General features: G+C 44.7%; 12 protein-coding genes. All 12 read left to right on the top strand.

Annotated features, from left to right (window positions below; translation table 11 throughout):
- The first annotated feature begins 16 nt into the window (after positions 1-16).
- Complete coding sequence (gene lacZ, locus A37S_RS23600) at positions 17-3,205, top strand: beta-galactosidase, LacZ type (protein WP_084163749.1); 3,189 nt, start codon at positions 17-19, stop codon at positions 3,203-3,205.
- A 218-nt stretch (positions 3,206-3,423) separates the two neighbouring features.
- Positions 3,424-4,488 (top strand): LacI family DNA-binding transcriptional regulator, encoded by a 1,065-nt coding sequence (locus A37S_RS0104545; RefSeq protein ID WP_028295955.1) that lies wholly within the window; start codon positions 3,424-3,426, stop codon positions 4,486-4,488.
- Between the two features lie 402 nt (positions 4,489-4,890).
- On the top strand, positions 4,891-7,977 hold the full coding sequence (locus tag A37S_RS0104540; protein WP_245586306.1) for a SusC/RagA family TonB-linked outer membrane protein: 3,087 nt from the start codon (positions 4,891-4,893) through the stop codon (positions 7,975-7,977).
- 11 nt (positions 7,978-7,988) lie between these two features.
- Positions 7,989-9,362: a RagB/SusD family nutrient uptake outer membrane protein gene (locus A37S_RS0104535; protein ID WP_028295953.1), complete on the top strand. Its 1,374-nt coding sequence runs from the start codon at positions 7,989-7,991 to the stop codon at positions 9,360-9,362.
- A 37-nt stretch (positions 9,363-9,399) separates the two neighbouring features.
- A complete protein-coding gene (locus tag A37S_RS0104530; RefSeq protein WP_028295952.1) occupies positions 9,400-10,857 on the top strand; it encodes a CBM96 family carbohydrate-binding protein in 1,458 nt (485 codons plus the stop codon).
- 10 nt (positions 10,858-10,867) lie between these two features.
- A complete protein-coding gene (locus A37S_RS0104525; RefSeq protein WP_028295951.1) occupies positions 10,868-11,626 on the top strand; it encodes a glycoside hydrolase family 16 protein in 759 nt (252 codons plus the stop codon).
- 61 nt (positions 11,627-11,687) lie between these two features.
- On the top strand, positions 11,688-13,241 hold the full coding sequence (locus A37S_RS0104520) for a family 20 glycosylhydrolase (RefSeq protein WP_028295950.1): 1,554 nt from the start codon (positions 11,688-11,690) through the stop codon (positions 13,239-13,241).
- Positions 13,242-13,271: 30 nt separating this feature from the next.
- Positions 13,272-15,824, top strand: a complete 2,553-nt coding sequence (locus A37S_RS23595) for a family 20 glycosylhydrolase (protein ID WP_036601263.1) — start codon at positions 13,272-13,274, stop codon at positions 15,822-15,824.
- 11 nt (positions 15,825-15,835) lie between these two features.
- Positions 15,836-17,158 carry a sugar MFS transporter gene (locus A37S_RS0104510; protein WP_028295949.1) on the top strand — a complete coding sequence of 441 codons (1,323 nt, stop codon included), beginning with the start codon at positions 15,836-15,838 and terminating at the stop codon, positions 17,156-17,158.
- A gap of 14 nt (positions 17,159-17,172) precedes the next feature.
- Positions 17,173-18,372 carry an N-acetylglucosamine-6-phosphate deacetylase gene (gene nagA, locus A37S_RS0104505; protein WP_028295948.1) on the top strand — a complete coding sequence of 400 codons (1,200 nt, stop codon included), beginning with the start codon at positions 17,173-17,175 and terminating at the stop codon, positions 18,370-18,372.
- 39 nt (positions 18,373-18,411) lie between these two features.
- Positions 18,412-19,167: a glucosamine-6-phosphate deaminase gene (locus tag A37S_RS0104500; protein ID WP_028295947.1), complete on the top strand. Its 756-nt coding sequence runs from the start codon at positions 18,412-18,414 to the stop codon at positions 19,165-19,167.
- Positions 19,164-19,805: a carbohydrate-binding family 9-like protein gene (locus A37S_RS0104495; protein WP_051292716.1), complete on the top strand. Its 642-nt coding sequence runs from the start codon at positions 19,164-19,166 to the stop codon at positions 19,803-19,805. Before A37S_RS0104500 ends, A37S_RS0104495 begins: the two co-directional genes overlap by 4 nt.
- The last annotated feature ends 163 nt before the right edge of the window (positions 19,806-19,968 follow it).

Raw genomic sequence — 19,968 nt, 5'->3', positions numbered from 1 at the left:
TTATTTATATAATCAAATGAACAAACCATTTTTGAGACACCTTACAGCAATCGCCACTGTGGGTTTCCTGTACCTATCTTTGGCATTTGCCCAGTCTAGTCCGGTTTTCAATTCCGGCAGTCAAGGTGGTGCAGTAGATACGGCACTCCTATCCAGCCGTTTTCCATGGAATAACGAGAAAATCACCGAGGAAAACCGACTGCCCATGCACAGTTCCTATTTTGTCTATGCAGATCCCAAAGAGGCAAAAGTGAACGACTGGCAGCAATCGCCCAATTACCTAAGTCTGAATGGGAGTTGGAAGTTCAAGTGGTCCGAGAAACCTTCGGAGCTTCCCGATGATTTCATGCGGGAGGGACTGGCCGATGCGGACTGGGATACGTTTCAGGTGCCTGCCAACTGGGAGATGAATGGCTATGGCTATCGGATTTATTCCAGCGCGGGGTTTGAATTTACGCACCTGATGAAACCGAATCCGCCCTATACGCCCATGGATAACAATCCTACCGCGATTTACAGACGTGAAATAGAATTGCCCAGTAACTGGAATGGAAAGCAGATCGTGCTGCACATAGGTGCCGCAAAATCCAACCTTTCCGTTTGGATCAACGGACAATATGTGGGCTACGGGGAAGATAGCAAGTTGTCTTCCGAATTTGACGCTACCCCCTATCTGAAACCGGGAAAGAACCTCCTTGTGCTGAAGATCATGCGCTGGTGCGATGCGGTCTACTTGGAAGACCAGGATATGTGGCGGTTGAGTGGCATCACTAGGGATTGTTACCTATTGGCCCGCAATCCCGAACATATATATGATATAGAACTGAAACCCAGTCTGAATACCACTTTTGATAGTGGTAATCTGGGCATCAAGATATCGCTGAATAAGAAATCTGCCGGAGCTTTGAAGGCCAGCGTGAAGCTGCAAAGGGACGGTAAGGAGATCAGCAGCGCTCATTTGGATTTTTCCGATAGCGTGGCTACGGCCAATATATTGGTGGAAAAGCCATTGCTTTGGTCCGCGGAGACGCCCAACCTGTACGATGTACTTGTCACGCTTTACGACACAGATGGAAACAGCAGCGAAATCATTCCGCAGCGCATAGGTTTCAGGGATATACAGATCAAAAACGGACAACTGCTGGTGAATGGCCAACCTATTTTGATAAAAGGAGTCAATAGGCACGAGTTCAACATGAATACCGGCACGGTCGTGAGCAGGGCCGACATGCTGCGCGATATCCAGTTGATGAAGCAGTACAACTTCAATGCCGTGCGTACGAGCCATTATCCCAATGATCCCTATTGGCTGGGGCTATGTGACCGGTACGGACTTTATGTAATAGACGAGGCAAATATCGAGTCGCATGGCATGGGCTACGACATCAACCGGACGATGGCCAACAGGCCCACATGGGTACATGCGCACCTGGAACGCGTGAAGCGCTTGATAGAACGCGATAAGAACCATGCTTCTGTCATTATTTGGAGCATGGGCAACGAGGCGGGCAACGGATACAATTTCTACTCCTGCTATCTGTGGATGAAAGAGCGGGACCCCAGCAGACCTGTGCACTACGAACGTGCCGTGAGCGATTACGGCAAATTGGAATGGGAGTTCAACTCGGATCTGATTTGCCCCATGTACCCCAGTCCAGAAAGATTGGAAGAATACCTAAAGAACAATCCACAGCCAACAAGGCCGCTCATCATGTGCGAATACGCGCATGGCATGGGGAATTCCCTGGGCAATTTCAGTGATTATTGGCAGTTGATAAGGGAAAACCAACAGGCCCTGCAGGGCGGCTTTATTTGGGATTTTGTAGATCAGTGTTTCGTGCGGGTAGACGAAAAAGGCGATACCACCTTTACTTATGGAGGAGACTATGAACCCCGGGGCGTGAAGAACGACGGCAACTTCTCTGCCAATGGCATGTTTACGGTGAGCCGCAACCCCAATCCGCATGTATGGGAAGTGAAAAAAGTGCAGCAGGATATACATGCTACTTGGCTGGGGGATAATACCATTGAACTCTTTAACGAGAGGTTTTTTGCAGATCTGGCCAATGTGGAGATGCATTGGCAACTGCTGGTGAACGGGGAGCCAGTTCAACAGGGAAAGTTAAGTGACGTGAACATAGCCCCTCAGCAAAAACGGACCTTCACGCTTCCGCTGAAGCAAAGCAAGCAAGGAGAGGTGTTCCTGAACCTCCGATTTACGCTAAAAGAAGCGGAACCGCTCATAGCCAAGGGGCATTTGATAGCCTCGGAACAGCTGGCATTGGGCGGTACATTCGTCAGCCAAACAGCTATCGTCGGGAAAGGTACCCTTAGCAAGGACGAGGATGCTGCGAGCCATTACATCAAGTCCCCATCGCTCCTTGTTCGGTGGGACAAGCAGGACGGGCTCATCAAGGAATTTAAGCACAAAGGGCATGACCTGCTGGATTCCGGGCATGGCCTAAGACCCGATTTCTGGAGGGCAATGAACGATAACGACTATGGGGCACGCCTTCAAAGGCAATTGAAGGCTTGGAAACATGCTGGTAGCGATCCCAAGTTAACACGATTTGATATGACGGTCAAAGAAGGATTGGCCTATATAGAGGCTCATTATACGCTCGATTCCGTATTTTCGACATTAACATTGAGCTACGTACTGAATGGTCAGGGCGAAATGAAGGTAAGGCAACAACTGGAGGTAGACACGGCAAAAAAGGTAAGCGTTTTGCCGAGATTTGGCATGACCTGGGTGATGCCCAAAGGCTTTGATGATATAGCGTACTATGGGCGCGGGCCCATGGAGAACTATTGGGACAGGAAAGAAGCGGCTTTCGTGGCCCTGTATAGGCAAAGCGTGGATGAACAGTATTATCCTTATGTGCGACCGCAGGAAAACGGCAACAAAACGGATATTCGCTTTTTCAAGGTTCTGGATAGGCGAAAAAAAGGCTTGGAGATAAGCTCCGATTCCCTGTTGAGCATGAGCGCGCTACACTACCTCGACAGCGACCTGGATGACGGCGATCGCAAGCATCAGCGGCATGCGACGGATATAGCTCCACGTCCATTGACGCAGTTGCATATAGACTGGAAACAGATGGGCGTGGGCGGTATCAATACCTGGGGCGCTTGGCCATTGCCAAAGTACCAATTGCCCTATGCAGATTATAGTTATGAATTTGTGGTGTGCGCGCTAGATTAGGGGACACAGACGAAATAAACCCCTTTTTTTTAAAACTTCACCAAAGTTTGCCTGCGCTTTGGCACTGCACGCAACTTTGGTGAGTTCTTAATGACGAAAAAGGGTTTGTGGTATTGGGAAAATGTTGATTTCTAATTATTTATTTGTAAATCAGTTTTTTGTATTAAAATTTACTCTACTGTTGTTGTATAAAAAAGTGTTTTAATAGCTTTGCCTTGATGAAAGGAAAAAGCCAAACGCAACTTGTTGGTGTCAAAGAAATAGCAAGGAGAGCAAAAGTTTCCATTGCTACGGTCGATCGGGTATTGAACAATAGGATCGGTGTTTCTGAAAAAACAAAGCAACGAATTCTTGAAATTATCAAGGAGTTGAACTATCAGCCTAATATTATGGCCAGAAGGCTTGCCTCCAAGAAATTAATCAAGTTTGCTGTGTTTATCCCCGAGGTTTCGGATGAAACTGGTTACTGGAATGCTCCATTGGAAGGAATTAGGAAAGCGGCTGCCGAAATAAAAGATTACGGAATCGTAGTGGATATTTATTTTTTTGACCAAAACGACAGAAAGACTTTTCTTGCGCAATCGTCCTCTATATTGGAGAACGAATACAACGGCGTGTTGTTGGCTCCTATGTTTGAAGCAGAATCCCTTGAATTTTTGGAACGATGTAGAAAGAAGGGAATCATATATGTATTTATCAATTCCGATATAGAGGATCAGCACAATCTGTGCTATATAGGGCCCAATTTGTATCAAAGTGGCTACCTTGTGGCTCATCTCATACGCTATCTAGTGAGGGGAAATGAGAAGATACTGGTTGTAAATATCTCTAAAGAGATCGATACACACCATCATTTGCTGAAAAAAGAGGATGGGTTTAAAGCCTACTTTGCAAAGTACTACCAAGACAATGAGCTGTTAAGAATGGATGTGCGACAAACAGATTATTCTTCTATCAAGCGTAGTTTGGAGGAACTATTTGCAGCGCATTCTATAGACATTATATTCGTTACCAATTCCAGAGTTTCTTCTGTGGCTCAATACTTGGAGGACACTGGGCGCGAGGATGTGAAGTTGATAGGGTTTGATTTTTTGGACGAGAATATTAGGTTTTTAAAAAATGGTACTATTGATTTTCTGATTTGCCAGAAACCTCGAGAACAAGGATATAGAGGTGTTATGGCGCTATATCATTACTTAGTTCAGTCACAGGAGATAGAAAAGCTCCATTATATGCCTATTGATATCATTACGAGGGAAAACTACATTTTTTACGAAAACTAGACCATCTTCCTTCCCCTCCTTATAATCGTTTTTTGCCAATCGTATCGAACTGGATACCGCTGGCCATTTTTCTCTCAAAATAAATTTTTTTGTTAAAAAAATGAAAAATATTTGGTTTTTGAAGACGAATTACTATTTTCGTGTACGTTACCGTTAAAGGATAAAACAATAAAATACATCAATCGATATTTTTTTTGCTATTTAACGTGTACGTTACCGTAAAAATGAATGACTTTTCCCTGTGGATAAAGGAATATTAGTCCCTTAATTTAATATAAGACGTTATGTGTTTACAATTGACTACAAAACAGAGGCGACGATAGCTATAAATGCTTCTGGCATGCCTACGGAGATTAAAGAAAATTGATTTTAAACAACAAAAACCAAGCAAAAAGTATGTTTATGAGGAATATCAAACAACTTATTTTCCTGTTTTCATTGGTGCTTATATGGCTGGTTCCGGCGGCCATACATGCACAGGGTGTCTCAAGAACCGTGACAGGACAGGTTAAAGATGAAGTAACCGGAGAACCACTACCTGGGGTTTCCGTATCACTTTTATCTACGAATAGAAGTGTAGCGACGGATGGCCAAGGTAGATTTAGTATTCAAGTGACTGGCGACAGTCCCGTACTGGTATTTAGTTTCCTTGGGTATAAAAAACTATCAGTAGATATTACAACCCAGGATGAACTGGAAGTAAAGCTTAGTGCTGAGGCTTTCGATTTGAGTGAAGTGGAAGTGGTCGTAGGTTATGGTACGCAGAAAAAGCGGAATTTAACGGGCTCAGTTGTATCCGTGGGAAGTGAAGAGATTGAAAAAACAACCTTGCAGGACCCGATATCGATTCTTCAGGGGAGGGCCGCGGGTGTACAGGTAACCTCGAATTCGGGAGCCCCAGGTGGAGAAATGACGATTCGCGTCAGAGGTAACTCCTCCTTGAATTCTGGTAATAATCCGCTGTTTGTGGTAGACGGCATACCCATTGAATCCAATTCCCTATCCTCATTGAACGGCACGGAAAACTTTGGGCTGAATCCTTTGGCCGATATCAATCCAGGCGATATCGCTTCCATTGAAATTCTCAAGGATGCTGCTTCTACGGCCATCTATGGATCACGGGCAGCCAACGGGGTGGTGATGATCACCACCAAGCGCGGGGCGGAAGGAAAAGCTCAGGTGAGCTTTAACGCAACCACCGGAGTGAGTGCGCTTACGCGGAAACTGAGCGTATTGAACGCTAGCCAGTATAGGGAAGTTATCTTGGACTCCTATAGGAATATGACCAATCCCGAAGAACCTTACTGGACGGTTTTGGACTCGTTAAACCCTATGAACAACGGAGACGTAGATTGGCAAAGCGAATTGATGCGTACGGCGAGTCAGCACAAGCTGGACTTGGCCATTCGAGGGGGTACAAAAAATACGAAATATGCCTGGAGCTCTTCTTACTTGGATCAAGACGGAGTTATCCTGAATTCAAATTACAAAAGGGTTACCTCCAGGTTGAACGTGGACTTTGATGTGAACGACAAACTAACGATAGGACAAAGCGTTTCATTTACCAACGCGACCAATAATCGGATAAATGCAGGAGGCAGCGGTAATCTGAGCGTGATTCGTGAATTGTTAATTAGGCCTCCTATTATGTCGATGTACCTACCAGACGGTTCATTGAATGGATATTCACTGGGGAGGCGCAATCCTGTTGGGATCGCTTTATACGCTACTCATCTGAACAAAAGCAATCGGATTATCGGCAGTGAATACCTAGAGTATCAATTTATTGAAGGGCTTACTTTTCGGAGCAATTTGAATTTCGATTTTACGGCAATGAAAGAGGATGAATTCATGCCTTCCATTTTGGACTATAGGGAGGGATACAATACCGGGGCTGTAAGAAGTACCAATAACCTCACTTGGGGCAATGAAAACTTCTTGCGGTTCAACCGCGTCTTTAATGGTGACCATAACCTTGGCGCATTGGTTGGATTTAGTTTCCAAAACTGGAAATACGAACGTACTGGTTTGAACGGTATGTATTTTCCGAGTGACAATATCAGGACCCTGAATGCCGCGAGCGTCATTTCTAATAAGGATGCCAATGGGGTGGATATAAATGTGGCTTCGGAACATGCCATGCTGTCCTATTTTGGAAGGGTATCTTACGACTATCAGGGGAAGTACCTGGCAGAAGTCAATCTCAGGGCCGATGGTTCTTCCAGGTTCGGAAGAGATAAACGCTTTGGATACTTCCCTTCGGCTTCGGTTGGATGGCGCTTTTCCCAAGAAGGGTTCTTGAATGATCTGAAGGCTCTAAATGACGCAAAGCTTCGCTTTAGTGTCGGAAAGACAGGAAATGAAGCGATTGGTGATTATACTTCCCAAGGTGAATTCATTGTGGGAACAAACTACCTAGATTATTCTGGCGCCTCACCATCCGTGATGCCCAATGCGGGATTGACGTGGGAGACGACAACACAATACAATGCAGGATTGGACGTGGCGCTCTTGGCAAACCGACTTACTTTAAATGCCGACGTGTACCTGAAGGATACTAGGAATCTGTTGTACAATGTACCTATTCCCACTACTACCGGTTTCGGTGCCATTACACAGAACATCGGGCGCATCGAAAATCGTGGGATTGAAGTTTTGCTGTCCAGCAAAAACCTTGTCGGACCATTTGGTTGGAGTACCAACTTCAATATCAGTGCCAACAGAAATAAGGTAAAGTCGCTCCCACAGGAATTGCTTACCAACGGATATATACAGAATGGATCCTATCATATCTTGCAGGAGGGCCTGCCCATTGGGGTCTTCTACGGCTGGAGGTTTGATGGTGTATATGCCCGAGATGAAGACAATGTGAATGGGGTGACCAACGGTGCCCTGGGACAGGTGTTTAAGGGTGGTGATCCCATCTGGAACGATGTAAACGGAGACAATATCATTAATCAGGACGATCGGCAGATCATCGGCTATGCTCAACCGAAATTTTTTGGCGGTATATCGAATGATTTTACGTATAAGAACTTTTCGTTGAATGTATTTTTCCAATTCTCTTATGGCGGCGATATCTATAGCGAAATCAACGCTCAACGGAATGCTGTGGTACGTTACAATAACTTGTCGACGGATGCTTTGCGAAGATGGAGACAGCAGGGAGACGTAACGGATTACCCCAAACCGGTAAGGGACGATCCCATGCAAACCGATAGCCGGGTGCAGAGCAGATGGGTGGAGGATGCATCGTACATCAAACTCAAGAATGTAAATCTTCGCTATAGCTTCTCGCCCAATTTCATCCATCGTATCGGTCTACGCTCGCTGGATGCTTTTGTGACGGCGACCAATCTGGTGACGTGGACCAGGTATACCGGTTTTGATCCAGATGTGAATTCTTATGCCGGATTACGGGTAGGGTTGGACGAGGGATCTTATCCACAAAGTCGTACGGTCATTTTCGGATTAGGTTTTGGGCTTTAAAATTTTTGGAGATGAAAAGAACAGTTATACGAATAATAAGTGGCGCCATGCTCGTTTTATCGGGCTCTTGCGCAGATTCAATTTTAGATAAAGATCCAATCAGCAGTTTCTCGGCACAGGGATTCTATAAAAGTACAAGTGACGCACAGGCGGGCGTGTATGGTATCTATAATGCCATGCAGTCCACATTTCGGGGCAATTTTGCGTATTGGGGAGAGGGAAGAGCAGATGCAGTCGAGACCAACCACGCCGGAGATCCTTTTGCACTTCGCCAGAATACGTTGACACCCATCATTACATCGGCCAACTGGAATAACCTGTACACGGTAATCAGCAGGGCCAATTATGCGATAAAATATATTCCGGAGGTTTTTGAGGATGAAACCAGTGCATTAAGAAATCAATTGATAGGGCAGTCAAGAGCATTGCGGGCCATAGCCTATTTTTATTTGGTGAGGGTATGGGGAGACGTGCCTTTTACCTTGGAGCCTTATGAGAGTGTGCAGCAGGATCTGTTTTTGCCAAAAACGGATAAAGAAGCTATTCTTGACCAAATCGTGGACGATCTTTTGTACGCTTCGGAATTCTGTTCGTCAAGCTACGGCGGAGAACGCGATAGGGTTTTGATTACTCGTGGTGGTGCTGATGGTATTCTGACACAGGTATATATGTGGCGGAAGCAATATGGAGATGCCATCATAGCGGCAGAGCGCGTACTCGATAATCCCTTATATTCGTTGGTTTCGATCAGCAACTGGAACAACATGTTTTCCGCTGGGCTGAGCAGCGAAAGTATATTTGAGGTCGGCTACAACGAGGTCCAGACCAATTTGATGCGTGTTCTTTACGCCCTGGGCTCGGATGCAGACTATTTTCCAAGCCAGCGGTTCATGGATTCCTTCGAAGACGGGGATTTGCGCAGACCGAAGATTTGGGACAACACCCAAGTGCAACCAAGAAAAATCTGGAAATTTTTCGGGGAAGGTTTCAATGACGAAAGTGCCGATCCATCTGCCAACAACATTGTTTTGGTTCGATTGGCCGATATTCTGTTACTGAAAGCGGAGGCGCATGCTCGATTAGGGCAAAACCAAGAAGCATTGACCTTGTTGAATAGCATCCGAAGTCGTGCCGGGTTGAGCGGATTGGACGAAGAAGCTGCAACGCAAGGCTACGGCGATGTCACTGCCGCCATTATGCATGAAAGATCGATAGAGCTTTGTTACGAAGGTCACCGTTGGTTTGATCTCGTAAGGACTGATAAAGCTATCGAGGTGATGCAACCGATTAACGGACTTAGTGATCCGCGCAATATACTATGGCCGATTCACGAGGATGCTATCAATCGCAATCCAAATCTGGTGCAAAACGAATTTTACAGATAATTTGATGCCAAGGCATTGATAATAAAGACAATTTATTATGCAAACGAAAAGAATTTTAAATCGAATTTTAGCAGCGTGTATCACGATGGTGTTCTTGATGACGGGCTGTGAAATCCAGGAAAATTTCAAATACGAACCCTCTGGAGTTGACGGAAAGCTGGGCATGACGGCATGGGAATTTATTCAGTCTAACAGCGATTTTGCACAGCTGCAAAGAGCGATCGTTCGTACTGGACTTCAAGACCTTTATCAACAGGAAGAAAGGACTTTTATAGTTCCCAATAACATTGCGTTCAATACGTACCTGCAAAGCAGCGGTTACAGTTCGGTAGAAGATATACCCTTGCCGATACTGCGCAATATGTTGCGGTATCATATAGTCAATGCCCGTGTTATTTTTACCGATCCCGAAATAACGAGCAATAGACCTATAGCCTATGAGACCGAAAACGGACAGACCATGTACCTTTCCCGCAATAACAATTATGTGGGATTAATAAACCAAGGAACCTCAAGACAATGGGAAATCCGTACTTCCAATCTGGAACCGACTAATGGCGTGATGCATGCGGTAGATTTTATCGTCTATTTTTCCGCTCCAGCCATTGATGCTAGTGAAGACCCTACATTGGTGAGAGACACGATCTATCCTTTGCATGATTCTTTTGTGGCTGGTGATAGTCCTGGTGAATTATATGCAAATACGAATTATGGCTCTAATCCGCTCCTCAGACCGAAATATTCTAGTCCAGCGGGTAATTCTGCTTATGATAGAATCGCGTACCTGATGTTTGATCTTGATGATTTTGAAAAGCCAGGAGCCGTCGTGGATATGAAACTCAAGTTGTCCGTTAGTTTCACAACGGGAGATGGCTATACCCTAGATCTTTACAAAGTGGCTAACAACAACTGGACAGAATCCACGATTACATTTAACAATGCTCCCAGTAGAGCTGGAGATCGTATTTCTTACGTAACCACTTCTAAGGTGAGTGCTTTCAATTTTGATATTACGAATTTTTACAAAAATGAATCACCAAGTGGAAGGGTTTCCTTTATGTTGGAAAGTGGTGCTGCTCCTGCGGGTAATAAAACCGACGATCTGGCTTCAAAAGAACATCCTACGCTAGACCCTCCCATGATCATAGCGACATTGGCAACAAATCAAAATGTACTGGTTGTGGGAACAAATGAACAGGTTCCGGTTTCAAATGGAGGTTCCGTGGTTATCAATACAGATTTTCTGGAAGTATCAGGTGCCGAAGCTGCGGACATCATCTATACCGTGGAAGCCGCTCCTGCAAAAGGATGGCTCGTTAGAGGCGCAGATATAATCGGACAGGGAGGAGAGTTTGTGCAGACGGATCTCCAGTCATTGAGCCTGATCTATATCCATGATGGTGAGAGCAGTGGGGACGATACCATAGTGTTATCTGCTAGGGATAGGACGGGTGCTGTGTTAGAAGATATCGAAGTCAAAATCAATATTCAGTAATTTTTGCTATATGAAATTCGTTTTATATAGTTTTAAAATGGTTTTGGGTGTCATGGTTCTTTTGTGCTCTTGTTCATCGGGCCCAACAATAGAACCCGATGAACAGGTGACACAGACGGAACGGATAATCAAGTTCTCGGGTTATGAGTGGATTGTTCGTACTTCTAACGATGGCAAACTAGGGCCAGGGCCAAACTTCTTTTCAGATTCTGAGGACAACGTATGGGTCGATGAAGACGGGCGATTACATTTGAAGATCGTTCAGAAAGGAGGACTCTGGTATTGCTCGGGAGTAATTCTGAGGCAGTCCTTGGGATATGGCAAATATGTTTTTTACCTATCCAGTGATGTTAGTAAGTTGGACCAACATGTCGTTGGTGGTTTGTTTACTTATCTTAACGATGAAGAAGAGATTGATATTGAGTTTTCGAAATGGTCGGATCAGGAAAATCAAGATTCCCAATTTGCCGTGCAACCTGCAGATTTGCCCGGCAACAAGGAACGCTATGACTTGGACCTACTGACAGCGTTTTCTACGCACTCCTTCAATTGGCAACCGGATAGAGTCGATTTTTTCAGCCGTCAGGGACACGGCTTGATCGTCGATGACAGTAATCGTATCCATGAGTGGACTTATCGGGGAAGTAATATTCCACCAAGTAGAGGAACTGAACGATTAAGGCTCAATCTATGGCTGTTCCGTGGTAGAGTCCCCTCTGATGCAACGGAGCAAGAAATGATCATTGAGAAGATCGAGTATTTCGAGTAAGAATACTGGATTGAAATTAGTATTGGATTTTTGGCCATTGCGATTTTTTACTTAAAACTACATGAATAGAAAATGCTTATTATATATCGTATGCTTGCTCGTGTTGTTTGGGACGATTTCCAAAGCGCAAGTGCGCGAGACGGATCCAATTGCAATCAAAGGATTTCACCTCGACCTCCGGATACAGGTGATGACGATGCCTGCACTCAAAGCTTTTGTGAAAAAGTTAAGCGACAATGGCATGAATACCTTGGTAATGGAATGGGAAGGAACCTACCCCTTTAAAAAGCATCCGTTGATTCCCAACCGTTTTGCCTATACGCGGGAAGAGGTGGTCGGTTTTATCGATTATTGCAGTAAACTGAACATCGATGTGATTCCGCTTCAGCAAAGTTTCGGACATGTCGAGTATATCCTTCGTCACTATCGGTATAAGGAACTGCGCGAAGACCAAAAAGACTATTCGCAGGTAAACCCGTTGAAGGAAGACCTCGATAGGCAATTGTTTACCGATCTCTACGAAGACTTGGTGTCTACGCATCATTCTGATTATATCCATATTGGAGGAGATGAAACCTATCTGCTGGGTCATTCGGAAGAGTCGAAAGAAAAGGTAGCCGCAGTTGGCAAAGGCCGCTTATATGGAGATTACATTAAGCTTTTGTGCGATATCGTGATCAGCTTTGGCAAACGTCCAGTACTCTGGGCAGATATTGCGCTAAAATACCCTGACGCGCTCAAAGGCCTGCCCAAGGAGACTGTATTTATAGATTGGAACTATGGCTGGGACATAAATATGTTAGGAGACCACGAGCAATTGATGCAAAGCGGATTTGAAATATGGGGCTCTCCGGCCATAAGAAGTCATCCCGACAATTATTTCCTGACCCAATGGGAAAAGCATTTCAACAATATCCGCGATTTTGTGCCCATAGCCAGGAATTTCGGATATAAAGGCATAATAATGACTTCCTGGTCCACATCGGGCTTGTACTCGACAGTTTTGGAAACAACCAGGGATATCGTGGATTTGTACGCCATCAGAAGGGTTTATCCCATCACTGGTTTCAACATGCTTATTGATGCTTATTTTCAAGCTGTCAATCTGGATGAGCCGCTGGAGGTGGAAGATTTTATATATGGTTATGCAAAAGACAAATATGGACTTGACCAGCAGCAGGCCATGGCTTTCTGGGATGCCTTGAAAGCCGCTCCCTATGAAATAAACCAAGGGACGATAAGTAAAGCCTCTGTCAGTATGGATCAATTGCTCGACAGTGCAAGAATAGCTGCTCAAATGCTTAGAACTTTAAAACCTATTAAGAACAAACAGGAGTTTGCCCATTATCGCCTGATGGCAGATATAAGGGAACAATACCTGACCTATATGTCGTTGGAAATGAAAGTAAATGCTCCGTCTTTTAAAGAAGAGGAGATTCCCGAGATATTAACACAGCTGAATGCACTCAACACTTCCAGGCTAGAAAAAAGATTTAAAAAACTCAATAAGAATGCATTTTTTAAAGCCGAGCTAGCGCTGGAAAATAAGCTAAGGAACAGTAAAATAAACTTGTTGCGTCAGCGTCTCGCGCGCGATAAGCACAATATTAAATGATGTCTTATTTGGTAATAAAATGAACAGGGGATGAAAGTAATAATAAAAGCCATCTGTTGCTTGCTTATCGGGAGCGAAATAGTAAAGGGACAAACATCAAACGATACCCTACCAATAAACGTCAGTTGGCAGCCGCTGGAAAATAATTATTTGGGCAAGGAACGGGCTCTGTCTGTTTTGGAAATAAGGAATAATGGCACTACGACCTTGCCGAAAGACGGTTGGAAACTGTACTTTAACTTTGTAAGGATAATTACGCCGAAATCGGCAAATGACAAACTGGATATTACGCATGTCAACGGTGATTTCTTTTTTTTAAGCCCTTCTAGCGATTTTGAAGGGCTGAGGCCTGGAGAGCATATGCGTTATGAAATGGTTTCCAATTCGTGGCTGGTGAACAGGTCTGATGCCCCGCAGGGTTTTTACCTTGTCTGGAATGAGGGTGAGGCAATACAGCCGCTAGGTCAGGGAGAAGTGTTGGCGCCAATAGACGATAAGAAGTTTTTCAGATTTGGCCGAGACAGGGAGACTTCGCCAGAAATGATTTATGAGCAGAACGAAACTATCCGCGATATCTCCGAGCGAGACCTGCCGAAAATCTTCCCTACACCATCCTTTTATCAAGAGGGTGACGGTGCATTTCATATAGACCACCAAACGGTTATCGTTTACGATGCCGTTTTTGAACGGGAAGCTACGCTTTTAAATGCCGACGTTGCAGGATTGTTGGGAGAAAAGCTGAAAACATCCATTGTTGCAAAGGATGTAAAAAATGTGATTAGGCTACAAAAGGAAGACGCCCTTCAAAGAGAGGCTTATGAATTGGTAGTAAACCCTGACGGAATAAATATAAAAGCGGCAACGTCGGCAGGCATATTTTACGGTATGCAATCCTTAAAGACGTTGATAGACCCTGGTTTCTATTCGGTTCAGAACAGCCGTGTTGATGTCAGGGCCGTAACCGTAAAGGACGAGCCACGGTTTGGTTTCAGGGCACTGATGCTTGATGTAGCCCGGAATTTCCAGCCTAAAGACCAAATAAAAAAAACACTGGACCTGATGGCGCTTTATAAGCTGAACACCTTACATTTTCACCTGAATGACGATGAGGGCTGGCGGCTGGAAATTCCCGCTTTGCCAGAGCTTACAGAAGTGGGCAGCAAAAGAGGGCATATCGATCAAAGAGTGCATGCAAGCCTTCCTCCCTCATACGGCTCTGGGCCATTCGTCGGCCGATCATCCGGAAGCGGTTATTATAGTAAAAGCGATTTCATCGAAATATTACGCTATGCAGCAGATAGGCACATTAAAGTCATTCCTGAGATAGAAACGCCAGGGCATGCGAGAGCGGCCATAAAGGCCATGGAAGCGCGCTACCAAAGGTTGGTGAAGGAAGGCAAAAAAGAAGATGCCGAAAAATACCTTTTGCAAGATCTTAACGATAAATCAACCTATCAGTCCGTGCAGAAATGGAACGACAATGTAACGGATGTTTCCATGCCATCCGTATACCGTTTTCTGGAAGTAGTGACAGATGAGTTGATAGACATATATAAAGAAGCAGGAGCAGCACTAAATACCATCCATTTCGGTGGGGACGAAGTGCCCAACGGTGTCTGGGAGCAGTCTCCTGCTTATGAAAAGTTGAAATCAGAACACGGGAGCATAATGGCGACAGAAGACCTTTGGGAATATTTTTTCAACAATATTTATGAAATGCTCAAAAAAAAGAGCCTCTACCTTTCGGGATGGGAAGAGGTGGCCCTACGTAAAGTAAGCGTCGAGGGCAAAAAGAAATGGATACCCAATACGGACTTCCGCAACAGGAATATTCATGTCAATGTATGGAACAATTTGTTGGGAAGTGAAGATTTGGCTTATCGATTGGCAAATTCCGGCTATCAAGTCGTACTCTCGTTTGTGACCAACTTCTATTTTGATATGGCCTATCATAAGCAGTTTGAAGAGCCTGGCTTTTATTGGGGTGGGTTTACCGAACTGGATAAACCTTTTAGTTTTATACCATTCGATTACCTTAGAAATCAGCAGAAGGATTATTTGGGTCGGCAATTGAAAGACAGCGTATTGTCCCATGCAGAAAAACTTTCAGATGACGGTAAAGCCAATATCGTAGGCATACAAGGGCTACTATGGTCAGAGACGGTGAAAAGCCCCGATCAAATGGAATATCTAATATTGCCTAGGTTCTTGGCCTTGGCAGAAAAAGCATGGAGCAGAAGCCCCCAGTGGGCAGAAGAGCCAGATTCGCTAAAGTCAAAACAGGCATACGAGAAATCCCTTGCCGAGTTCTTTGCTATTGTTGGCAGAAGGGAACTGAAAAGACTGGATTACTACGCTGGGGGATTTGCATACCGCATACCTGTACCTGGCCTGAAAAAGAAAGGAGACTATGTGAGTGCCAACTGTCAGTTGCCGGGTTTTACGATAAGATATACCACGGATGGTAGTATACCAACGCTGAATAGCCCGATGTATAACTCGCCCGTTAAAGTCGGGGGCAACCTGGTTTTCAGGGCCTTTGACAGTAGGGGCAGGGGAAGTAGGATTTCCAGTATACAGTAATTTTAAAATCTATGAAGCAACAGGAACGGGCCGTGCAGGCTACCTCATTAAGTAAGAGAGATACAAACATTTCTATAGCCATCATAGGAGTGCTGTTCTTTATATTCGGTTTTGTTACCTGGATAAATGCCATCCTCATTCCTTATTTTAAAATAGCCTGCCAGCTCAATAATTTCCAGTCCTACCTAGTCGCATTTGCCTTCTATATAGCCTATCTGGTCATGTCTTTGCCGGCAGCCTTACTCCTTAAGAAAATAGGTTTCAAGAACGGTATGATGCTTGGCTTTTGGGTAATGGCTATTGGAGCTGTAATATTTGTCCCTGCTGGTTTAACGCGAACTTACGGACTTTTCTTGGCTGGTTTGTTTACTATAGGAATGGGTTTGGCCATATTGCAAACAGCCGCAAACCCCTACATTACCATCCTTGGCGATAAAGAAAGGGCAGCGCAGCGGTTCAGCATAATGGGCATATGCAATAAACTGGCAGGTATCATTGCTCCGCTGTTGTTTGCAGCGGTTATCCTGCGGCCTACGGATAATGAACTTTTCAAGGAAATAGCTGTCATGCAGGGAGGTGAGAAGGAACAGGCACTGGACGAGCTCATTGCAAGGGTCATCGCGCCTTATGCCCTTGTTTCCGTCGTATTGTTGGCTTTGGGATTTTTTGTTAGGTATTCGCCCCTGCCAGAAATAGACACGGAATCCGAAAACGACAAAGTCGCGGTCACCAATTCGGGGAAAAAAAGCATTCTCGATTTTCCTCACGTGGTGCTTGGAGGGATAGCTATATTTTTTCATGTCGGCTCACAGGTTATAGCGGTAGATAGTATCATAAGCTACGTCTCCGAGACTGGTGTGCCTTTTTTGGAAGCGAAGGTTTTTCCGTCCTATACCTTGACGGCTACCATCATCGGTTACCTATTGGGTATCAGTTTTATACCTAAGGTGCTAAGCCAGCTAAGTGCTTTAAGGATCTGTACCATTTTGGGCCTACTTTTTAGCTTACTCGTTCTTTTGGTGCACGGTAAAATACAATTATTGGGGCACTATACGGATGTTTCTGTCTGGTTTGTAGTGTTGCTGGGCTTTGCGAATTCCATGATATGGGCGGGTATCTGGCCTTTGGCGCTGGACAATCTCGGTCGTTTTATCAAGGTTGGGGCATCGCTACTGATTATGGGCTTGTGTGGCAATGCAATTATGCCTTTGCTATATGGTTTTTGGGCCGATGGTCACGGACTACGCCAGGCCTATTGGGTATTGCTACCCTGTTATCTCTATCTTATTTTTTATGCTTTTTACGGATATAGGTTAAAAAGCTGGTCTTTTTAAAAAGAAACACGCGAATGGACTATTTGAAAATATACAATGGCCAAATACTTACACCTCATAGAACGATAAAAGAGGGATGTGTGATTATTGCCGATGGACGCATTAAAGAAGTAAGCGACAGGAATATCGCTATAACAGGTGCTAGGGAAATAGATGCACGAGGCAAATATATTGCGCCAGGATTTATAGACATTCATGTACATGGAGGGGGCGGGCATGATTTTATGGACAATACCTTGGAGGCTTTTTTGGGAATAGCCCAAGCGCATGCGGCTTATGGTACTACGGCTTTGATGCCGACAACCTTGAGCTGCGAAAAACAGGACCTGTTGGATACGATAGCCTTATACGATAAAGCGGATAGTGAAAATGTTTCTGGGGCGCAATTCATAGGCCTGCATATCGAAGGCCCTTATTTCTCTATGAAACAAAAAGGCGCTCAGGACCCGCGTTATATCCGTGATCCAGACCCGCAGGAGTACAAAGAAATATTGGCAAGCTCTTCCGCCATAAGAAGATGGAGTGCTGCACCGGAATTGCCGGGTGCATTGCGGTTTGGAGAATATATGATGAGCAAAAATGTTTTACCCGCCATAGCCCATACCGATGCGATCTATGAAGAGGTACTGGAAGCCTATGAAAGAGGGTTTACGCACGCAACGCATTTTTACTCCTGCATGTCCAGCGTTTCGAGGCGTAATGCCTATCGCTATGCAGGCGTGGTCGAAAGCGCATATCTCCTAGACGCAATGACCGTAGAAATCATTGCCGATGGGATACACTTGCCTATGCCATTGCTTAAGCTGGTGTACAAAATAAAGGGACCGGATAAAATTGCCTTAGTTACAGATGCGATGCGTGCCGCGAGCATGCCTCCGGGAGAAAGTATCCTTGGGAGCCTGCGCAATGGGATGAAAGTGATTATCGAAGATAATGTGGCAAAACTTACTGATCGTAGTGCTTTTGCCGGAAGTGTGGCCACAGCCGATAGGTTAGTGCGCAATATGGTCGAATTGGCCGATGTACCATTGATAGATGCCGTCAAGATGATGTCGCTCACGCCTGCAACTATCATGAGAATAGACGATAGGAAGGGAACGCTGGTTGCTGGAAAGGATGCCGATATCGTCTTGTTCGATGAAAATATTAAGATAGATACTACCATTGTCCGGGGAAAGGTAGTGTATTCCGCTACAGAGGTAGTCTCTGATTAACAAAGGACAGTATAATAGGGTTGATGATTGTAGGAAGAAATGGATATTAGGATATACGAAAACAGACAGTTAATGGGTGAGGATGCCGCTCAGGAAATAGCGAAGAAACTAGAGGAACTATTAGCAGTTCATGACGACGTAAATGTCATTTTTGCGGCAGCCCCATCTCAAAATGAAATGCTCGAAGCCTTGTGCCTGTATGAGGATATTGATTGGAATCACGTCAATGCATTTCATATGGATGAATATATAGGTTTGGATAGCAATAAACCACAATGTTTCGGCAAATTTTTAAAAGATAGACTGTTTAGCCGGCTGCCCTTCAAATCCGTTCATTATCTCAACGGAAATGCGCAGAATCTCGAGGATGAGTGTACTCGATATACGGATTTGATAATCGAGCATCCTCCGCATATCATATGCATGGGCATAGGGGAGAATGGACACATTGCGTTCAATGATCCTCCTGTAGCCAATTTTAATGATCCCAAGAGGGTTAAAGTAGTTCAGTTAGACGAACCTTGTAGGCGGCAACAAGTCAATGATGGCTGTTTTGACGCTATTGAACAAGTACCTACCCATGCCTTGACATTGACGATCCCCGTCATGCTGGCGGCTTCATATATCTATTGCGTTGTTCCTGGGGCCGCAAAGGCAAAAGCCGTTCATGATACCATGCAACGTGAAATCGTAGAAATGTATCCAGCTACTATATTGAGAAAGCATGCAAACACCATGTTATTTTTAGATAAACAGAGTAGCTCATTGTTAAATAAAACTGGAAGCCGAGGGTGAAGAAACTCATTGTTCCATTTATTGACACATCGGGTGCGCCGGTAGAGGACTTTACTAAGTCATTGGAAATGTCAGCGCTACAACGTATAGCATATAATCCTTGGCCGCAATACCTGCACGAAGTCGATGCCCACTTCGCTATCGCACATGACGGAGATACCATTTGCCTTAAATATGTTATAGAAGAGTATCATGTAAAGGCAAATGCAAGCTCCAATGGAGGTATGCACAAGGATAGCTGTGTGGAATTCTTCATTGCTTTTGATAGTGACAGGGGCAATTACTATAATTTAGAATTTAATTGTTTGGGTTATTGTAAAATAGCCTATGGCAGCAGGAGAGTATCGAGGAGAAATCTTCCCCTTTCCCTGGTGGAAAGTATACCATCCTATGGGAAAATAGATTCTGCATGCGTCAATGGAAGAAAACGCTTCGTATGGGAAATCGTGTTGCTTATCCCGCGCACCGTTTTCTGTTATACGCCATTGGATTCGCTAAAGGGAAAAGAAGCCAGGGCCAATTTTTATAAATGTGGCGACAGCTTGCATACTCCTCATTTTCTAGCATGGAATAACATAGCGCTTCCAAAGCCAGATTTCCATGCCCCGGAGTTTTTTGGCAAGCTACACTTTGGTTGACCGCTTTCCCATTCTATTATTGGCACCGATAGCCTCTTTCCAAAACGAGTATAGGAAACCTACTCGATCTCGACGGCGTGCCGTTATTTCGCCATTCGGTTCAGTTAGCTCACGGCCATCCACGAAAGGCTAACCATAGTAAAAAATATTTTAATTGTCAATT

Source organism: Olivibacter sitiensis DSM 17696, from assembly GCF_000427965.1.
Taxonomy (GTDB): Bacteria; Bacteroidota; Bacteroidia; order Sphingobacteriales; family Sphingobacteriaceae; genus Olivibacter; species Olivibacter sitiensis.
This window is presented reverse-complemented; position numbering and strand designations above follow the sequence as displayed.